Genomic DNA, 18,570 nt, shown 5'->3' on the forward strand with positions numbered 1-18,570 from the left:
GAGAACTCCATGAGTCAACAGGAACGGGCAACCATCCTTCTCATCGACGACCACCCCATGCTGCGCACCGGCGTCAAACAGCTGATCAGCATGGCACCGGATATCCAGGTGATCGGTGAAGCCAGCAACGGCGAGCAGGGTATTGCGATGGCGGAAGCCTTAGATCCGGATTTAATTCTGCTGGATCTCAATATGCCGGGCATGAACGGTCTGGAAACCCTCGACAAGCTGCGCGAGAAGACGCTTTCCGGCCGCGTGGTGGTATTTAGCGTTTCCAATCATGAAGAAGATGTGGTGACCGCCCTGAAACGCGGCGCCGACGGCTATCTGCTGAAGGATATGGAACCGGAAGATCTGCTGAAAGCGCTGCAGCAGGCGGCGGCGGGCGAAATGGTGCTTAGCGAAGCGTTAACCCCGGTACTGGCGGCCAGCCTGCGCGCCAATCGCGCCACCTCGGACCGCGACATCAGCCAGCTGACCCCGCGCGAGCGCGACATTCTCAAGCTGATTGCCCAGGGCCTGCCGAATAAAATGATCGCCCGCCGTCTGGATATCACCGAAAGCACCGTCAAAGTGCACGTTAAGCATATGCTGAAGAAAATGAAGCTAAAATCGCGCGTGGAAGCGGCGGTTTGGGTCCATCAGGAACGGGTATTCTAGGGCTGTTGCGGCCACGAAACGCCCTCGGCCGGTACGTGTACCAACGGCTCCGTCAGCGCCAGTGCGATCTCATTGGATGAGACGCGCTGACCCGTTTTATCCTCCACCACCAGCGAAAGATGCCAGCGGTTGCTCGCCCCGGCTTCGCTGCTCCAGCGCGGCATAATCACGGTCCAGCCGTCCGTACTGTTGGCTTCAATCGGCGAGGTCAGGCTTAGCGCCTGGGTATCCCCCTGCCAGCTCAGCGACTTAATGCCGTGCAGGCTACGAATCTGTAGTTTTAGCTGCACCGTCTCCCCCGGCTGAAGATCCCAGGGCGGCGTCGCCAGATAAACCGACAGCGTTTTACGCTGGCGATATTCAACTACCGGCAGGTTATCGCGTTCCGGGCTGTCGTAGCGGCTGCCGCGAAGCGATCGGCTAACGGCGACTTCATCGGCCGCCAGCTGCTGCTTCAGCGGGACGCCGAAGCGATAGTTCAGCTTCAGCCCGACATCATTTTGGCTGACGCCGCTCTCGCCCTGCTTATGCTTAGCCGTCACCGTCACCAGCGGAACGGGAGTGTAATTCAGCCCCACCGACACCGCGACCGGGTTGTGGTAGCCGGTACCCGAATGGAACAAATCGACGCTATCGCCAAAATACTGCTCCACGCTGACGCTGGTATTAATGTGCTGATAAAACGGCAGCCGCGCCTGGGCGGTCACATCGTAGCCGTTCGCCATGCGCTGCTGCTGGGTCAGGCTACTCCCCTGCTGCCAGCCGCCGAGCGGTTGGTAGTAGTTTGCCGACAGGCGCAGCGACTCGCCCCAGGCTTCGGCCCCGACGCTGCCGCGCGCCATGCGATCGTCCAGGGCTTTATCGTAGAAAGAGTTGTAGCCCAGCAGCCAGGAGCCCATCCGCCAGCGCTGCCCGAGACCAATATTGCCGACCAGCCCCGTATCCCGCTGGGTGACCGAGTACTGATTCCAGGTAAGGTAGTCGCCGTTATCCTGCAACGGGACAAACCAGCTCCCCTTACTGCCGGTAAAATTTCCCTCTTTATCGACCAGCAGATCGACGTTGGCGTTGCCCCACGGCGAAAGCCAGTTCTCCAGCTGGTGGCTGACCTCGTTCCCCAGCTTACCGATGGCAAATACTCGCGCCTGTTCGCTGGTTGTCAGCCCGTTATCGCTCATACTGGCTTCGCCAAATTTTTTCGCCATCTCGGCAAAGTGCTTTGCGTCGTCATCCACCTGCGGCGCGAGGCCGAGGTCGGGTAAGGTCTCAGGACCCTTAGAGAATGCCTGGTTATCCTGCAGCGCGCGGGCGGGCATGCCTGTCAGCAGCAGGAGAAGCGGTAAAAACGGGGTTACGCGGAACGGCAGAGAGCTCAAATCGGTTACATCTACTCACGAAGTGGTGGCGGCAAAATATGAGTTTATCGTTTTTTGCGCTCCCCCGCAGCCCTGAGGACGATTCCAGGAATATGCTGAATCTCAGGCCTGCGCCAGCTTCGCCGCCAGCAGCGCTTTCAGTTCCGGGATGCAGGAGCCGCAGTTGGTGCCGCATTTCAGTTTCACCCCCAGCGCGCCGGGCGTACGGCAGCCGCCGGCGATAGCTTCGCCTATCGCCCGTTCGCCCACGCTAAAGCAGCTACAAATAATACGCCCGCGCGGCATCTCATCGCCGCCCTTTCTGCCGCTCAATAACGCGTGGCGCTGGGCGGCGTTCTGCGGCGGGACGTGAAACGCGGCGTAAATCCATTCGGCATCGATAGGCGGCTCGCTGGCGTCGCTCCACCAGCCGAGCATCAGCTCTCCCTCCCGCCACGCCAACAGGTTCCAGACCTTGCCGCCCTCGGCTACCTGCATCTGCCATCCCTGCTGCTGGCACCACTCCACCAGCCAGTCGCGGGAGCGGATATCCCCCGCCAGCGAAAGATGGATAATGCCCTGCGCCGCCCGCCGCCGCCAGTGCAGCGAAGCGGGGAGCGGAACCGGTTGGCGTGAAAAAAGCTCGCCTTTCCACGCCGGCAACCAGGCGGCTATCGCCACCGCCGTCTGTTTACTTTCCGGCTGCCCGGAGTGCGGGTCGGTGACCGCCGTCAGCAGGTTATTCACCCGTCCCTGGCGAGCAAACTGATTATTCCAGTGCATCGGCACAAACAGCGATCCGGGCCGCTGACCGTCACCGATCGTCACTTTTGCTACCATCACCCCATTCGGTGAGCGGACCCGCGCCAGTTCGCCTTCCAGCAGGTGATAGCGCTCCGCGTCCGCCGGCGCGACCTCTACCACCGGCTCGTTAATATGCTGCATCAGACGCGGCACCGCGCCGGTGCGGGTCATGGTGTGCCACTGATCGCGAATCCGCCCGCTGTTGAGGATCAGCGGATAGAACGCATCGGTGGTCGCCCGGGTAGGTTGCGGTGCGACCGGCACCATCCGCAGTTTACCGTCGCGATGCCAGCCCTTATGCACACTCCAGGCTGCTTCACTGCGGCTCACCGGCCAGCGCACCGGTTCCAGCGCATCCCACGCTTCGCGGCTAAGATCCGCCAGTCCGCCGATATCAAACGCCCGCTGGCCATCGTTTTCATATCCTGAAAGCGCGGCGTGTTCGCTGAACACCTCGTGCGGATGCTGCCAGGCAAAGGCGGAACCGAAGCCCAGCGCCTCGGCCACGCGGGCGACGATCCACCAGTCGGCCCTGGCCTCTCCCGGCGGCGGCATGAAAGCACGCTGGCGGGAGATCCGCCGTTCGGAGTTGGTCACCGTGCCGCTCTTCTCTCCCCACGCCAGCGCGGGAAAACGGATATGGGCGAAGCGTCCGGTATCGGTAGCGGCGGCGACGTCGGAAACGATGACCAGCGGACACCGCGCCAGCGCTTCGCTTACCGCGTGGCTGTCCGGCAGCGACACCACCGGATTGGTGCCCATAATCCACACCGCTTTTACCTCGCCGCGGCCAATGGCGGCGAACAGATCCACCGCCGTCAGCCCCGGCGTTTGCGCCAGACGTTCGCTGCCCCAGAATCGCGCCAGGCGCCGTAAATCATCGGGTTCAAAGTTCATATGCGCCGCCAGCATGGTCGCCAGGCCGCCCACTTCGCGCCCCCCCATGGCGTTGGGTTGACCAGTCAGCGAAAACGGTCCGCAGCCCGGACGCCCGTATTTACCGCAGGCCAGGTGTACGTTGATGATAGCGTTACATTTATCGCTGCCGCTGGCGGATTGATTGATTCCCATGGTATAGAGCGTGATGGCGCGCGGGGCGGCGATAAACTCGCGGTAGAAATCGGCGATCTGTTGTCGCGGCAGGCCGCAGAACTGCGCCACTTTGTCGAGGTCCCAGTCCTGGGCGATGGCCAGCGCCCGCTGGGCATCACTAAAATCGTCGCTGATGACGCCGCTGGCGGCAATGGCGTTCAGCAGGCCGACAAAGAGCCCGCCGTCGCTGCCGGGGGCCAGCGCCAGATGTCGGTCAGCGATATCGCAGGTGGCGGTCCGACGCGGATCGATGACCACTACCCGCATCTGCGGATTGTCGCGCTTCGCCTGCGCCAGCCGCTGATAAAGCACCGGATGCGCCCAGGCGGCGTTTGACCCGACCAGCACCACCAGATCGCTGTTTTCCACGTCCTCATAGCTGCACGGCACCACATCAGCGCCCAGCGCCCGTTTGTAGCCGGTCACCGCTGAAGACATACACAGCCGCGAATTGGTATCGATATTCGCCGCGCCGATAAACCCCTTCATCAGCTTATTCGCCGCGTAGTAGTCCTCGGTCAGCAACTGGCCGGAGGCGTAAAACGCCACCGCCTGCGGCCCGTGCCGATCGAGAATCTCCCGCAGGCGCGAACCTGCCGCCGCCAGCGCCTGCGGCCAGGTCGCGCGTTCGCCGTCGACTTCCGGGAATAACATTCGCCCCTCCAGGCCGACGGTTTCGCCCAGCGCCGCTCCCTTAACGCACAGGCGGCCAAAGTTTGCCGGGTGCTGCTCATCGCCGCGCACGGTAACCTGACCGTAAGGTCCCCTACTGGCGATAACCCCGCAGCCAACTCCGCAATAGGGGCATGTGGTTCTGGTTTCCGTCATCAAGAGGCCTCCGCGCGCGCCAGCAGCTGCTGGTTGCCAACCCACACCTTGCCGTTCTCCACTTTAACCGGCCAGGCGCGCACCGCCTGTTCGCTGCCGTCGCACTGGCGGCCATCGCGCAGACGGATACGCTGCTTATACAGAGGCGAAATCACGATCGGCTCGCCGCCCGCATCGCCAAGCAGACCGCGCGACAGAACGTTGGCCTCGCTGCCTGGCTCAAGGTTATCAAGGGCATACACCTGATCGCCAAAGCGGAACAGCGCAATCTGCCGCTCGCCGAGCCGCGCGCCAATCCCCGCCTGCTGCGGGATGGCGTCGAGATCGCAAATAACCTGCCACGGGCGGGACGGCAGCGTCGGTTCGCCCTGCGCCGCGAAGGGGGCCAGCTGCGGCTGGCCGCGCAGGGTTTGCCGCTGTACGGTTTCGTCCGGTTCATCGCTGTTCACGTAGGAGCGGAACAGCGCCAGCCGCTGCGGATCGTTAAGGGTGGTTTGCCATTCACACTGGTAGCTCTCGACCACCCGCATCATCTCCTGCTCCAGCTCTTCGCCGATGCCAAGGCTGTCTTCGAGGATTACCTCGCGCAGATAGTCGACCCCGCCTTCAAGGTTATCCATCCAGGTACTGGTGCGCTGCAGGCGATCGGCGGTACGAATGTAGAACATCAGCAGCCGGTCAATACTGCGGATAAGCGTGGCTTCATCAAGATCGCTGGCGAACAGGTCGGCATGGCGCGGTTTCATGCCACCGTTACCGCAAACGTACAGGTTCCATCCCTTCTCCGTGGCGATAACCCCAATATCTTTCCCCTGGGCTTCCGCGCATTCACGGGTACAGCCGGAGACGGCCATTTTAATTTTGTGCGGCGCGCGCAGCCCCTTGTAGCGATGTTCGAGGGTGACCGCCAGGCCGGTGGAATCCTGGACGCCGTAGCGGCACCAGGTCGAACCGACGCAGGATTTCACCGTCCGCAGGGATTTGCCGTAGGCGTGGCCGGTTTCAAATCCCGCCTCGGCCAGCTCGCGCCAGATTGCCGGGAGCTGCTCCAGGCGCGCGCCGAACAGGTCGATACGCTGACCGCCGGTCACTTTACTGTACAGCTGATAGCGTTTGGCGATCTGGCCGATCGCAATCAGACCGTCGGGCGTCACCTCTCCTGCCGCCATGCGCGGTACCACCGAATAGGTGCCGTCTTTCTGTATATTGGCGAAGTAGCGATCGTTGGTGTCCTGAAGCGGCAAATGCGCCGGCTTCAGCAGATATTCATTCCAACAGGAGGCCAGCACCGAAGCCACCAGAGGTTTACAGACCTCACAGCCGTGGCCGTGTCCATAACGGGCAATCAGCTGTTCGAAGGTGCGGATATGGTTGACGCGTACCAGGTGATAGATCTCCTGGCGCGACCACGGAAAGTGCTCGCAGATATCCTTTTTGACTTCGACGCCCTGCTCGGCAAGCTGGTACTCCATCACCTGTTTCACCAGCGCGCTACAGCCGCCGCAGCCGGTCGCCGCTTTGGTGCAACTTTTTATCGCCGCCATGTCGCCCGCGCCGCCGCTCACCGCCTGGCAGATATCGCCTTTGCTGACGTTGTGACAGGAGCAAATCTGCGCGCCGTCCGGCAGCGCCGCGACCCCGAGCGCCTTCGGCGCGGCACCCTCCAGCGCTGGAAGGATCAGGCTTTCCGGGTGTTTGGGTAAAGCCATCCCGTTAAGCATCATCTGTAGCAGCGTGGCGTAGTCGCTGGCATCCCCGACCAGCACTCCGCCGAGCAGGTTTTTGCCATCCGCGCTGACCACGATTTTTTTGTAGATCTGCTGCGGCCCGTGAGTCCACTGATAGCTCTGACAGCCCGGGGTACGCCCCTGGGCGTCGCCGAACGAGGCGACATCAACGCCAAGCAGCTTCAGCTTAGTGCTCATATCCGCGCCGCTAAAGCTGCCCGCTTCGCCCGCCAGGGTAGCCGCCGCGGCGCGCGCCATCTGATAGCCTGGCGCCACCAGACCATAAATTTTGTTGTCCCACAAGGCGCATTCGCCGATCGCCAGCACGTCCGGGTCGGAGGTGCGGCACTGGTTGTCGATGCAAATCCCGCCTCGTTCGCCTACGCTCAGTCCGCCGCTGCGCGCCAGCGCGTCCTGCGGGCGAATACCGGCGGAGAACACCAGCATATCGGTCGCCAGCGAGCTGCCGTCGGCGAAGTTCAGCTGCAGCCCCTGCTCATTGCGAACAATTTCCGTCGTCGCCTTGCTGGTATGCACTCCGACGCCCAGCTCGCTAATTTTTTCCCGCAGCATCGCCGCGCCGCCGTTGTCCAGCTGCACCGCCATCAGGTTCGGCGCAAACTCGACAACGTGAGTTTCCAGCCCCAGCTGCTTCAGCGCGTTGGCCGCTTCCAGCCCGAGCAGGCCGCCGCCGATCACCACGCCCCGTTGGGCGGTTGCGGCGCGGGCGGCAATCTGGTCGAGGTCGTCCAGCGTACGGTAAACAAAACAGCCCTCAAGATTATGGCCCGGCACCGGCGGAACAAACGGGTAAGAGCCCGTCGCCAGCACCAGCTTATCCCAGTGGGTTTCGTGGCCGAAGGCATCGCGCACCACCCGCGCTTCGCGGTCGATGCTGGCGACCGATTCGCTCAGGCGCAGCTCAATACCGTGCTGAGTAAAAAAATCCCCTTCCACCAGCGACAGGGATTCCGCGCTGCGTCCGGCGAAATATTCCGTCAGATGAACCCGGTCGTAGGCGGCATAGCGCTCCTCGCAGAACACCACAATCCGGTACTGTTGGTGAAGGTCACGGCTGACGCATTGCTCAAGAAAATGGTGGCCGACCATACCGTGTCCGACCAGCACTAATACAGGTTTTGTCATCGTCGTTTGTCCCGCAGCGCGCGGCTGCATCGTTGAAGAGGGATTGAAGAGCCACTCTGCCGGCGCTGGCGCATGCGCCCCCAGCAGAGCGGTCAGGGGCGCGGCGCTGCTGCAATCACCGAGCAGCAGTACGCCGCGCAGCTTGCCGTCGCGCAGCAGCAGGCGACGGTAGTGGCGGTCCAGCGGATCCCAACTGGTATATACGTCATCCTGCTCATCGGCCCGCAGCGCGCCGGCGCTGAACAGTTCAATGCCGGTGACCTTCAGGCGGGTGCCGCTATCCTGCCAGCTGAAATCCTCGCCAGGGATCGCGCACAGGCGATCCGCCAGCACCTCCGCCTGACGCAGGCACGGCGCCACCAGCCCCCAGGTCTGACCGTCGATTTCACAACACTCGCCGAGGGCGCTAACCCCCGGCTGCGCGGTTGCCAGCCGGCGATCGACGAGAATTCCGCGACCGCACGCCAGCCCGCTGCGCTCGGCCAGCCCTTTGTTCGGCTGCACGCCGGTCGCCAGTACCACCCGCGAGGCGGCAAACGCGCGCCCGTCCTCCAGCAGTACCTGACGTTCATCAATGGCGGCGATACGGCTCTCCATCACGCAGCCGATCCCACGCTCGGCGAGCAGTATTTGCAGCTGTTCGCCAACAAAGGCATCAGTCTGCTGCTCCATCAGCCAGTTTCCGCGGTGCAGTAAAGTGACACTGTCACCATGACGGCGTAGCGCCGCGGCGGCCTCCACGCCGAGAATGCCGCCGCCGATAACCACCGCCGGGCCGTCGATGGCCAGGATGCCATCAACGTCCGCCAGGGTGCGGAAAGCAAAAACGTGCGGCAGCGTGATGCCCGGCAGCGGCGGCAGAAACGGCAGCGAACCTGTGGCAAACACCAGTTCATCCCAGCCAAGTTCGCCTGCGCTGGTTTGCAGCGTACGCGCCGCCATATCCACCGCCGTAACCGTTTCACCGGCACGTACCGTGACGTTCTGTTGCGAATACCACTCCGCGGGCAGCAGTCGCGTCGCGCCTGCGGTTTTCTCCGCGCCAAGCACCGGCGACAGCTGAATGCGGTTATAGGCCTGGCAAGGTTCATCGCCGATAATGGTGATGCTAAACCGCCGCGCATCCCGCTCCACCAGCGCCTGCGCCAGACGCGTGGCCGCCATGCCATTGCCGATAATCACCAGTTGCCGCGTCATCGCCGCCCCCTATGCCGCTTTCGGCTGTTTTTCATAGAGGAAGTGCAGGATCTGCTGGCGCAGATGGTGATAGCGGCTGTCGTCCGCCAGCTGCACGCGATTGCGCGGTCGCGGCAGATTGACGTCGAGGATCTCCCCGACCGTCGCCGCCGGTCCGTTGGTCATCATCAGCACCCGATCGGAAAGCAGCACCGCCTCATCCACATCATGGGTAATCATGACGATGGTGGTATTCAATGATTGCTGGATCTGCATCACCGCGTCCTGTAAATGCGCCCGCGTCAGGGCATCAAGGGCGCCAAAGGGTTCATCCAGCAGCAACACTTTCGGTTTCATCGCCAGCGCCCTGGCAATGCCAACGCGCTGCTTCATCCCACCGGAGATCTCCCCCGGACGCTTGTGCAGGGCGTGGCCCATCTGTACACGCTCGAGGTTGTGTTCAATCCACTCCTGGCGCTCGCCTTTGCTCATGCTGCGGCGAAAGACCTGGTCCACCGCCAGCGCCACGTTGTCAAAGCAGGTCAGCCACGGCAGCAGGGAGTGGTTCTGAAACACCACCGCGCGTTCCGGCCCCGGCCCGGCGATTTCGCGGTTGTCGCACAGCAGGCCGCCTTCCGTCGGCAGGGCTATCCCGGCTATCAGATTCAGCAGGGTTGATTTACCGCAGCCGGAGTGGCCGATCAGGCTGATGGTTTCCCCTTCGTAGATGTCGAAGGAGACGTTCTGCAATGCCAGGAATTCGCCGCTGGCGGTGTTAAAACGCTGGCTGACGCCCTGGACCTGAATTAATGGTTTCATCTGCGACTCCTTATTTTTCCTGCCAGCTAAAACGACGGGCGAGCAGCATTAGCCCCTGTTCCAGCAGCAGCCCGACCACGCCGATAATGACGATGGCGATGATGATGTTTTCGACGTTGAGGTTGTTCCACTCGTTCCAGATCCAGAAGCCGATCCCTAAGCCGCCGGTGAGCATTTCGGCGGCGACAATCACCAGCCAGGCGATACCGATGGAGAGACGAACCCCGGTCAGCACCGCCGGCAATACCGCCGGAAAGAGGATCTTGCGCATCACCGTCCATTCGGAAAGCTGCAGCACCCGGGCGACGTTGAGGTAATCCTCAGGAATACGCCGCACGCCCTCGGCGGTGTTAATCACCATCGGCCAGATCGAGCAGATAAAAATGGTCCAGCTGGAGGCCGGTTCCGCTTTCTGGAACAGCAGCAGACCAATGGGCAGCCAGGCCAGCGGGCTCACCGGGCGCAGCAGTGCGATAAGCGGGTTAAACATCCGGGCGAAAAACAGCGAGCGGCCAATCAGGAAGCCGAGCGGAATTCCCGCCAGCGCGGCAAGTCCAAATCCCACCGCCACCCGCTGCAACGACGCCAGCACGTTCCAGCCGATGCCCATATCGTTGGGCCCGTCCTGATAAAACGGATCGGCAAAAATGGTCAACGCCGAATCCAGGGTGCTAAGCGGGGTCGGGAAACCTTTGCTGTTCATCGCCGCCAGCTGCCAGCCCAGCAGCAGTAATCCCAGCCCGAGCAGCGGCGGCAGAAGACGCTGGGTAACATCGCGCAGCCAGCGGCTGAGCGGAGGCGTGGTTTTGCGCACCTGCAGCGGCGGCAGGGTAATGATTTCGCCGGGCGCTTTATCGGCGCTGGCCGGCGGTTGCGGTTTATATGCGTGTTTCATCTCATGCCCCCTTACGTTGAATCGCGAAACTGCGGGCGTAACCTTCCGGATCGACCCCATTCCAGACCTTGCCATCGATCAGCGTACTGCTGCGCATCGCCTGCGTCGGCGCGCTGATGCCGCCGACCGCCTGGGCGGCCTCTTTCCAGACGTCAATCCGGTTAATGCGCTGGGCCACCGCCAGATAATCCGGCGCCGACTTCAGCAATCCCCAACGGCGGAACTGGGTCAAAAACCACATGCCGTCCGAGAGCCACGGAAAACTCACTTCCCCCTGTTCATAGAAGCGCATCGGGTGCGCGTCCTGCCAGCGGCGGCCGATACCGTTGTCGTATTCGCCGAGCATGCGTCCGGTGAGGTACTGCTCTTTGGTGTTCAGCCATGCGCGTCTGGCAAGGAGACGCGCCGTTTCGCGGGTGTTGTCGGCGGAGGCTTCAATCCAGCGCTGGGCCTCCATCAGCGCCGCCACCAGCGCGCGCGCGGTGTTTGGATGACGCGTAACCCATTCGCTGCGGGTGCCGAGAATTTTTTCCGGGTGCTCCGGCCAGATATCCTGAGAAGTGGCGGCGGTGAAGCCGATACGATCGTTAATGGCGCGCGCGTTCCACGGCTCGCCGACGCAAAAGCCGCTCATATTGCCGATACGCATGTTCATCACCATTTGCGGCGGCGGCACTACCACGGTGCGCACATCCTCAAAGGGATTAATTCCGCCGCTCGCCAGCCAGTAGTAAAGCCACATCGCGTGGGTACCAGTGGGAAAGGTGTGGGCGAAGGTGTAGCTGCCCGGCGCTTGCTGGCCGATCCGTTTTTTTAGTCCGCTCAGGTCGGTGACACCCTGTTCCTGCAGCTCGCTGGAGAGCGTAATCGCCTGGCCGTTGCGGTTAAGGGTCATCAGGTTGGCCATCGCCTGCGGTTTACTGGCGATACCCAGCTCGAGGCCGTAGAGCATGCCGTACAAAATGTGCGCCGCATCGAGCTCTCCGGCGACCAGCTTGTCGCGCACCGCCGCCCAGCTGGCCTCTTTGCTCGGCACGAGGGTAATACCGTGCTTTTTATCAAACCCCTTCAGGGAGGCAATGGCTAAGGGAGCGCAGTCGGTTAGCGGAATAAACCCCACCCGCACGGTGGTCTGTTCTGGTTTATCCGACCCTGCCGCCCACGCCGCCTGCATTAGGCCGGGGAGCAGCATCGCGCCGCCCAGCGCCGCCCCCGCCTGTAATAAACGCCGCCGTGAAATCGAAAACTTATCGCCCATAACCACTCCAGAAACGCGCAAAAAAAAAGCGCCCGGCGGTGCTTACGCACCGCTGGACGCCTTTATCCCTGGACATACGCGCCGCCATTGGCGCGCTGCCCAAAACCTTTGATTCACTCATTTTATCTAATGCAAAGCTAATGCCAGTTTTGCAGAAGTCCATTTCACGCGCCCTGGCTCACTACCCGGGCGCGTTTAAAGCGAAAAATGCACCGTCGGCTGGCAATAAATGCCCGCTGATTGTGCATCTACTCCTTTGGGGTTACGCGCCATAGCGACTTCACCGTCAGCAGCGCGCGGGCTATCTCAACCATGCGCTGATTCTTGTCCATCGCCATTTTACGCAGCGCCTGCCAGGCCTGCTCCTCCTGCATTCCCTGGTGGGTCATCAGCACGCTTTTGGCCTTTTCAATGAGCTTGCGCTCTTCAAGCGCATCTTTTAATGATGCAAGCTGGCCGGAGAGCTGCTGCAGCTCATGGGCCTGCTGGCGCACCAGCGGCAACAGCTGCTTATCCAGCCGCAGGGCAATACTCTCCTCCTGCCAGTCAGCGGGCGGCAGCTGAGCCTCCGGCGCCTCGCCCTCGAGCAGCGCGTCCGCCGCATTAAGCAAATCAGCGATCAGCAGCTCTTCCACGCCGCGCAGCTGTTCGAGGCGCTGAGTCTGAGCGCAAAACCAGCGCAGCGCCGTTTCTCCCTCGTCCGCCGGCGGCTGACGGGTGCAGGCAATCCGCCGTAGCTGTTCAATCTCCAGGCTGGCCTGGCACTGTTCAGCGAACAGGGCGGTTTGCGGCGGTTGGGCCAGGGCCTGAAAACTGTCGAAACAGGGCTGCTGGCCGTCGATGCGGTCCACCAGCTGCTGACGCAGATCGTCGCTGAACTGCCCGCGGGCAAAGCCCAGCGCGCCCAGCGCGCGCTCCTGACCGGCCAGCTCTTTTCCCTGCATAAAGCTGTAAAGCGCAACCATGCGTCCGGCGATTTGCGGATCGTCGATGCTGTCGTTGAGCTGCGGAATGATATTCAACAGGTGGCGGATAATGCGGCTAAACTGCCCGGTGGCCTCTTCGGCGGCAATCTCCCGGTCACGCACGCGTTTACGCAGCGCCGCAAGCTGGGGCAGATACCACACCGCGCAGGCAATGCGCCAACATAGCGCGCTGCTGGCAGCATCGCGTGCAGGCTCCAGTGCCACATAAAACCGCGTGATCTGCTCATCGACCAGCGCCGCGCCCGCCCGGCACTCCGCCGCATACAGTCTACCGCCCGAGCACAGCCAGATATTTGACGCGCCGCGCTCGCACTGCAGCATATGCACCAGCGCGCTTATCTGTCCTGCCAGCGCCCCCTGCTGCGCCAGCTGGTGCAGCTGCTGCTTCTGTAAGCGACGCGCGCGCGCAAACCAGTCGACCACCTCTGGCGGATTGCTCGCCATATTATTCATACCCCTCTCCCGGCTTAACGCTTTATACTTCAGCCAAGCAATAACCGTGCCTTATAGAAGGAGTCCTTATGCAACGTATTGTGATTATCGCGAACGGTGCCGCCTACGGCAGTGAATCCCTGTTTAATAGCCTGCGCCTGGCTATCGCCCTGCGCGAGCAGCAGGCAGACCTCGAACTGAAGCTGTTTTTAATGTCCGATGCGGTGACCGCCGGCCTGCGCGGCCAGAAGCCTGCGGAAGGCTACAACATTCAGCAGATGCTAGAGATCCTCACCGCGCAAAACGTGCCGGTGAAGCTGTGTAAAACCTGCGCCGATGGCCGGGGAGTCGGCGCGCTGCCGCTGATTGATGGCGTGGAGATTGGCACCCTCGTCGAGCTGGCGCAGTGGACGCTGGCGGCGGATAAAGTCCTGACCTTCTAAAAATCCACCATTCAACGGGATTAAATATTAAGCTGGCGGCGTTTGTTAACCGAAAACAACGCCAGCTGAAAGCTTTCAGGAACAACGTCATTTTTGTTTAATCTTTATTCTTTTTTTTGATCAAAATCAGCATCCGCCTCCCTCCCCTTTGGTGTTATGCACAGAGCAAAGTGTGAACAATATCACGCGGATTAATGGGCTGGCAGGATGCTGTAGACAGAAACGGGGTTAAGATTAAATGGCAATGGTAAAAGCAAGTTTAACGTTGTTTGGCGGTGATACGTTGGTGGTACGTTGTTCCGAACGCTGCCACATTCACCTGATGAGCGCCAAAGTGCCTGGCGATAGTCATGCGGATATTCTGAGCGTACAGGACAGAGATAGCGCGTATCTGACCGTGCCTTACAGCGGCACCTGGAACGTTCTTATCGACAGCCACAGCCAGTCGCTGGAGCACTCGATAAGCTACGTTCCCGCCTGATAGCAAACGCCCGGGGAAACCCGGGCGATCTACTCTTAAGCCAGCCCGGGCTGGCTGCTTTCCCCTAGCAGATGACGCACCTTGCCGACTAAATCGTCGAGGCAGGCATCATGCATACCGAGCTTCCGCAGCTCTTGATCGAGCGAGAACAGATACTGAGCGTTGGTGCCAAGCGGCCCGCTGGCGCGTGCAATTAGCGGCGCAATGACCTGCGCGCTGGTATCGGCTTCAAACAGCGGATGGCGCGGGTCCATAATAAAAACTAATGCGTTGACGGTGCGGCCATCGTCCAGATCCAGCTTGCACCAGGTCGGCAGGTAGCAGCCGGTGATCATCTCCCGCTTCCACAGCAGGGTCAGCTCTTCTTCCAGGGTTTCATCAGGCAAGCGATAGGCGACGCCGGTGGTACGCCCGCCCTCTTTTAACGCCAGCATACGGCCAGGCTGAGTTGCGCTACCGCGCCCGGCGGTGAGCCTCAGGCAAAACGCGCGGTGCCAGCCCGGTAGGGTACCGGTACAGGATTCACGATACTCCAGCGCCGGGTTCCACATCAGCGAACCGTAGCCAAAGATCCACACCGAGCCATCGTCCGGACGACAAGCCAGGGTCGCCGCTAAAGAGGCTGCCCGCTGCTCTGCCGACCAAAGAAGCGATTCCTCAATAGCGCCAAACGCTGTTTTACAATCCGCATTCAGTAAGAAATCACGAGTTAACACTTTCTACTACCTCCGCCACTGCCCGCTTCCCGGCGATGATCTGGTGCCATCCGTGAAGTATTGCCGAATTATTATCCAGCTTTATTCGACAATAAGCAATGAACGAGCCGCGGGCAAGGGTTCAGGCAGCAGAGAGCGTATCATGAGCGATTACTTCTTCTTATGCCACTTATCATCATCGCCTTTTTGGTACTCATTTTTCACCGCCGCCCAGGCGACTTTGTGCGCCGTCTCTTCACGGGTGGCGTCATCGCGTCGGTCTTCTTTATGCTTATACTGTTCCCAGGCGCTGTTAAAGGCTTCCTTGTAAATCTCCTGGGCATGCGCGGGGAGAACGTGCTGAACGCTGTCGGGCAATTCACTTTTGTTGCTATAGGGCATGGCAACCTCCGGTTTAAGGGTGAATAGTGAGTCTGGTAGAGGTTCAATCGGCTGGCAAGGCGACAGATAAATGAGAAAGATGTTTTAGTAATTATCTGAATAATAGATACAAAAAAATAGTAACCGCATTTTATGGCAATCTACCACTTTTATAGAGCCAGAGTAGTAAATTTAAGTAAAAAAACAAAATAGTCCGCGCAATGTCTGTTATTTTATTAACTTACAGTATCTATAATTATAACACCTGCATACCTGGAGATAATTCATGACCGATGCACATGAGGCGGTGAAAACCCGCCACAAGGAGACCACCCTCGCCTTTCCGGTTCTGGCGCTGGCGGTGCTGTTTTTCTGGGGAAGCAGCCAGTCACTGCCAGTGGTCGTTGCTATTAATATCCTGGCGCTGGTCGGGATTCTGAGCAGCGCATTCAGCGTTGTTCGCCACGCCGACGTTCTGGCGCACCGCCTTGGCGAACCCTACGGCTCATTAATTTTAAGCCTTTCAGTGGTTATACTTGAAGTCAGCCTGATTTCCGCATTAATGGCCACCGGCGACGCCGCGCCGACCCTGATGCGAGATACGCTTTATTCAATCATCATGATTGTCACCGGCGGGTTGGTAGGTTTTTCTTTATTGTTGGGCGGGCGCAAATTCGCCACCCAGTATATGAATCTGTTCGGCCTTAAACAGTACCTGATCGCCCTTTTTCCACTGGCGATTATCGTGCTGGTCTTCCCGATGGCGCTGCCCGGGGCTAACTTCACCACCGGCCAGGCGCTGCTGGTTGCGCTGATTTCCGCCGCCATGTACGGCGTGTTCCTGCTAATTCAAACGAAAACACACCAGAGCCTGTTTGTTTACGAGCATGAAGATGACGGCGACGACGATGACCCGCACCACGGAAAACCGTCGGCGCATAGCAGCAAGTGGCATACCGCCTGGCTGCTGGTACACCTGGTTGCGGTAATCGCCGTAACCAAAATGAACGCTAATCCGCTTGAGACGTTGCTGACCAGCATGAACGCCCCCGTGGCCTTTACCGGTTTCCTGGTCGCGCTGCTGATCCTCTCTCCGGAAGGCCTTGGCGCGCTGAAAGCGGTATTGAACAATCAGGTCCAGCGGGCGATGAACCTGTTCTTCGGCTCCGTGCTGGCCACCATTTCTCTGACGGTGCCGGTGGTAACGCTTATCGCCTTCCTCACCGGCAATGAACTGCGCTTTGGCCTTGGCGCGCCGGAAATGGTGGTGATGGTTGCCTCCCTGCTGCTGTGCCAGATTTCGTTCTCTACCGGGCGCACCAACGTGCTGAACGGCGCGGCGCACCTGGCGCTGTTCGCCGCGTACCTGATGACCATTTTTGCCTGAGCCTCCCCCCGGCGGCGTATACCTCTGCCGGGGAGATAAAAAAAGCCTGCCGGTTTTGCAACGGGCAGGCTTTTGTCATTTCAGGCGCGGTTACTTGCTGGTATCCAGCTCATCAAAACCTTTGACCAGATCGTCGATGGCTTTCATCTGCTTGAGGAACGGCTCCAGTTTATCCAGCGGCAGCGCGGACGGACCGTCGCATTTCGCGTGTTCCGGATCCGGGTGCGCTTCAATAAACAGGCCAGCGATACCCACCGCCATCCCGGCGCGCGCCAACTCGGCAACCTGCGCGCGGCGTCCGCCGGACGCGGCGCCAAACGGGTCGCGGCACTGCAGAGCGTGGGTAACGTCGAAGATAACCGGTGAGTTATTGGAGGCTTTTTTCATCACCCCGAAGCCCAGCATGTCGACCACCAGGTTATCGTAGCCGAAGTTCGCGCCGCGATCGCAAAGAATGACTTTGTCATTGCCGCCTTCGATGAACTTATCGACGATATTGCCCATCTGGCCCGGGCTCACGAACTGCGGTTTTTTCACGTTGATCACCGCGCCAGTTTTCGCCATCGCTTCAACCAGGTCGGTCTGGCGGGCGAGGAACGCTGGCAACTGAATAACGTCAACCACGTCAGCCACCGGCTGAGCCTGGCTGGCTTCGTGAACGTCGGTGATGATTTTCACGCCGAAAGTCTGCTTCAGCTCCTGAAAAATCTTCATCCCTTCTTCCAGCCCCGGCCCGCGATAGGAGTGGATGGAAGAACGGTTAGCTTTATCAAAAGAGGCTTTAAACACGTAAGGAATACCCAGCTTCTGCGTGACGGTCACGTAGTGTTCGCAGATACGCATCGCAAGGTCGCGGGATTCGAGCACGTTCATGCCACCAAACAGCACGAATGGCAGGTCGTTTGCTACGTTGATATCACCAATGCTAACCACTTTTTGTTTCATAAGTTCGCCTTATCAGGGTGTAACCGGAATGGTTTCAGACTAAAGCCTATCCAATCAGGACTATTTTGCTTGCCATTTTGGACCTGGGCAGTGCTCGACAAAATACGAAAGTATTTTGAACGCCCTTCAGGGCGGCCCGGAGGGCGAGCGTCGCGAGTCAATCCTCACGTACTACGTGTACGCTCCGGGATCGAAGCGCTGTCCGTGTCCAAACTGGCTGCGCCAGGAGCGCCTGCTGGGATTGGCTTTAATGCAAAGTAATTTGTTTGTGCGAAATGGTGTTGATCTGCGCGCGGATCATCTCGCTAATGGGATCCTCCGGGCACTGTTCAACGAAGTAACTGAGGTCCTGCAACGCCACGTGATCGCAATCGAGCTGGGCGTATATCAGCCCGCGATCGCGAATTTCGTACGGATCTTCCGGGTTGAACTGCAGCAGCGCTTCGCTGGTGCGTAACGCCAGCTCCATCTGCCGCTCTTCCATCAGCGCCGATTTCAGGGTGTCGAGCAGCTTACGGATCACTTCCGCGTTATCGGCTTCGTCGAGATCTTCGTTAAACAGCTCGGCGACCGGGCTAATATTACCCTTCAGCCACACTTCCAGCATATGCTCGTTCAGCGTTTCGCCGTTAAACGGATTAATGAGCCACATCTCTTCGCTCTCTTGCGGATCGGCGCGCAGCAGCATCTGGGTCGGGAAAATAACCGGAACCACCGGCAGCGCCAGACGCTGAGCGATCCACAGCAGGATTGCGCCTAACGACACCGCGCTACCCTGACGGTTGTTGAGGACCTTATCAAGCCAGAGCACATCGGACAGACGGTAAACGCCGCGTGAATCGCTGAAGCCCCAGTCGTGATAGAACAGCTCCAGCAGACGCTCTATCTGACGTTCCTGGTCCCAGGAAGAGGCAATCTCCTCCTGCGCCAGGGCCAGCAGCCGCTCCAGCTCATCCTGCACATAGTGCGTCGGAAAATCGTCGCGGATTAATTCAGAAATGAGGACCATGCCGTCACATAACGGCGCTTTATTAAATTCGAAATCAGCTAACGACCTCAT

At 60.1% G+C, this 18,570-nt stretch carries 15 protein-coding genes; 4 read left to right on the top strand and 11 right to left on the bottom strand.

The features are described from left to right. Positions 1 to 9 precede the first annotated feature (9 nt). Complete coding sequence (gene narL, locus KCG39_RS07700; RefSeq protein WP_004121757.1) at positions 10 to 660, top strand: two-component system response regulator NarL; 651 nt, start codon at positions 10 to 12, stop codon at positions 658 to 660. Here the strand turns inward: narL and KCG39_RS07705 are convergent. The 7 genes from KCG39_RS07705 to nasR form a co-directional block, all read right to left on the bottom strand. Next, positions 657 to 1,976 (bottom strand): YchO/YchP family invasin, encoded by a 1,320-nt coding sequence (locus KCG39_RS07705; protein ID WP_142445660.1) that lies wholly within the window; start codon positions 1,974 to 1,976, stop codon positions 657 to 659. The two genes, narL and KCG39_RS07705, sit on opposite strands and share 4 nt — an antisense overlap. A gap of 162 nt (positions 1,977 to 2,138) precedes the next feature. Continuing rightward, positions 2,139 to 4,739: a nitrate reductase gene (locus KCG39_RS07710; RefSeq protein ID WP_049112896.1), complete on the bottom strand. Its 2,601-nt coding sequence runs from the start codon at positions 4,737 to 4,739 to the stop codon at positions 2,139 to 2,141. Next, a complete protein-coding gene (nirB, locus tag KCG39_RS07715; protein WP_142468169.1) occupies positions 4,739 to 8,809 on the bottom strand; it encodes a nitrite reductase large subunit NirB in 4,071 nt (1,356 codons plus the stop codon). Before nirB ends, KCG39_RS07710 begins: the two co-directional genes overlap by 1 nt. Before the next feature lie 9 nt (positions 8,810 to 8,818). Next, complete coding sequence (locus KCG39_RS07720) at positions 8,819 to 9,607, bottom strand: ABC transporter ATP-binding protein (protein ID WP_004121766.1); 789 nt, start codon at positions 9,605 to 9,607, stop codon at positions 8,819 to 8,821. Positions 9,608 to 9,617: 10 nt separating this feature from the next. Then, positions 9,618 to 10,502, bottom strand: coding sequence for a nitrate ABC transporter permease (gene ntrB, locus KCG39_RS07725; RefSeq protein ID WP_004121776.1), 885 nt, complete (start codon positions 10,500 to 10,502; stop codon positions 9,618 to 9,620). A 1-nt stretch (position 10,503) separates the two neighbouring features. Then, positions 10,504 to 11,760 (bottom strand): CmpA/NrtA family ABC transporter substrate-binding protein, encoded by a 1,257-nt coding sequence (locus KCG39_RS07730; RefSeq protein ID WP_049122879.1) that lies wholly within the window; start codon positions 11,758 to 11,760, stop codon positions 10,504 to 10,506. Between the two features lie 248 nt (positions 11,761 to 12,008). After that, on the bottom strand, positions 12,009 to 13,199 hold the full coding sequence (gene nasR / locus KCG39_RS07735; protein WP_049112945.1) for a nitrate regulatory protein NasR: 1,191 nt from the start codon (positions 13,197 to 13,199) through the stop codon (positions 12,009 to 12,011). A 68-nt stretch (positions 13,200 to 13,267) separates the two neighbouring features. On the opposite strand from nasR, the gene KCG39_RS07740 reads away from it, so the two are divergent. Beyond that, complete coding sequence (locus tag KCG39_RS07740; protein ID WP_004121785.1) at positions 13,268 to 13,621, top strand: DsrE/DsrF/TusD sulfur relay family protein; 354 nt, start codon at positions 13,268 to 13,270, stop codon at positions 13,619 to 13,621. Positions 13,622 to 13,859: 238 nt separating this feature from the next. Further along, positions 13,860 to 14,102 carry a DUF1883 domain-containing protein gene (locus KCG39_RS07745; RefSeq protein ID WP_002910387.1) on the top strand — a complete coding sequence of 81 codons (243 nt, stop codon included), beginning with the start codon at positions 13,860 to 13,862 and terminating at the stop codon, positions 14,100 to 14,102. Between the two features lie 35 nt (positions 14,103 to 14,137). Here the strand turns inward: KCG39_RS07745 and KCG39_RS07750 are convergent, their stop codons facing one another. Both KCG39_RS07750 and chaB read right to left on the bottom strand, forming a co-directional pair. Then, the gene (locus KCG39_RS07750; RefSeq protein WP_004121796.1) at positions 14,138 to 14,818 is read right to left on the bottom strand and encodes a gamma-glutamylcyclotransferase; all 681 of its coding nucleotides are present in this window, start codon (positions 14,816 to 14,818) and stop codon (positions 14,138 to 14,140) included. A gap of 150 nt (positions 14,819 to 14,968) precedes the next feature. Beyond that, a complete protein-coding gene (gene chaB, locus KCG39_RS07755; protein ID WP_004121799.1) occupies positions 14,969 to 15,199 on the bottom strand; it encodes a putative cation transport regulator ChaB in 231 nt (76 codons plus the stop codon). Between the two features lie 265 nt (positions 15,200 to 15,464). On the opposite strand from chaB, the gene chaA reads away from it, so the two are divergent. Beyond that, complete coding sequence (chaA, locus tag KCG39_RS07760; protein ID WP_004121802.1) at positions 15,465 to 16,565, top strand: sodium-potassium/proton antiporter ChaA; 1,101 nt, start codon at positions 15,465 to 15,467, stop codon at positions 16,563 to 16,565. 90 nt (positions 16,566 to 16,655) lie between these two features. Here chaA and kdsA read toward each other — a convergent pair whose 3' ends face one another. Both kdsA and sirB1 read right to left on the bottom strand, forming a co-directional pair. After that, positions 16,656 to 17,510: a 3-deoxy-8-phosphooctulonate synthase gene (kdsA, locus tag KCG39_RS07765; RefSeq protein WP_004851877.1), complete on the bottom strand. Its 855-nt coding sequence runs from the start codon at positions 17,508 to 17,510 to the stop codon at positions 16,656 to 16,658. Between the two features lie 247 nt (positions 17,511 to 17,757). Continuing rightward, positions 17,758 to 18,570 (bottom strand): invasion regulator SirB1, encoded by an 813-nt coding sequence (gene sirB1, locus KCG39_RS07770; RefSeq protein ID WP_004121806.1) that lies wholly within the window; start codon positions 18,568 to 18,570, stop codon positions 17,758 to 17,760.

This window comes from Klebsiella pasteurii (assembly GCF_018139045.1).
GTDB classification, from domain to species: Bacteria; Pseudomonadota; Gammaproteobacteria; order Enterobacterales; family Enterobacteriaceae; genus Klebsiella; species Klebsiella grimontii.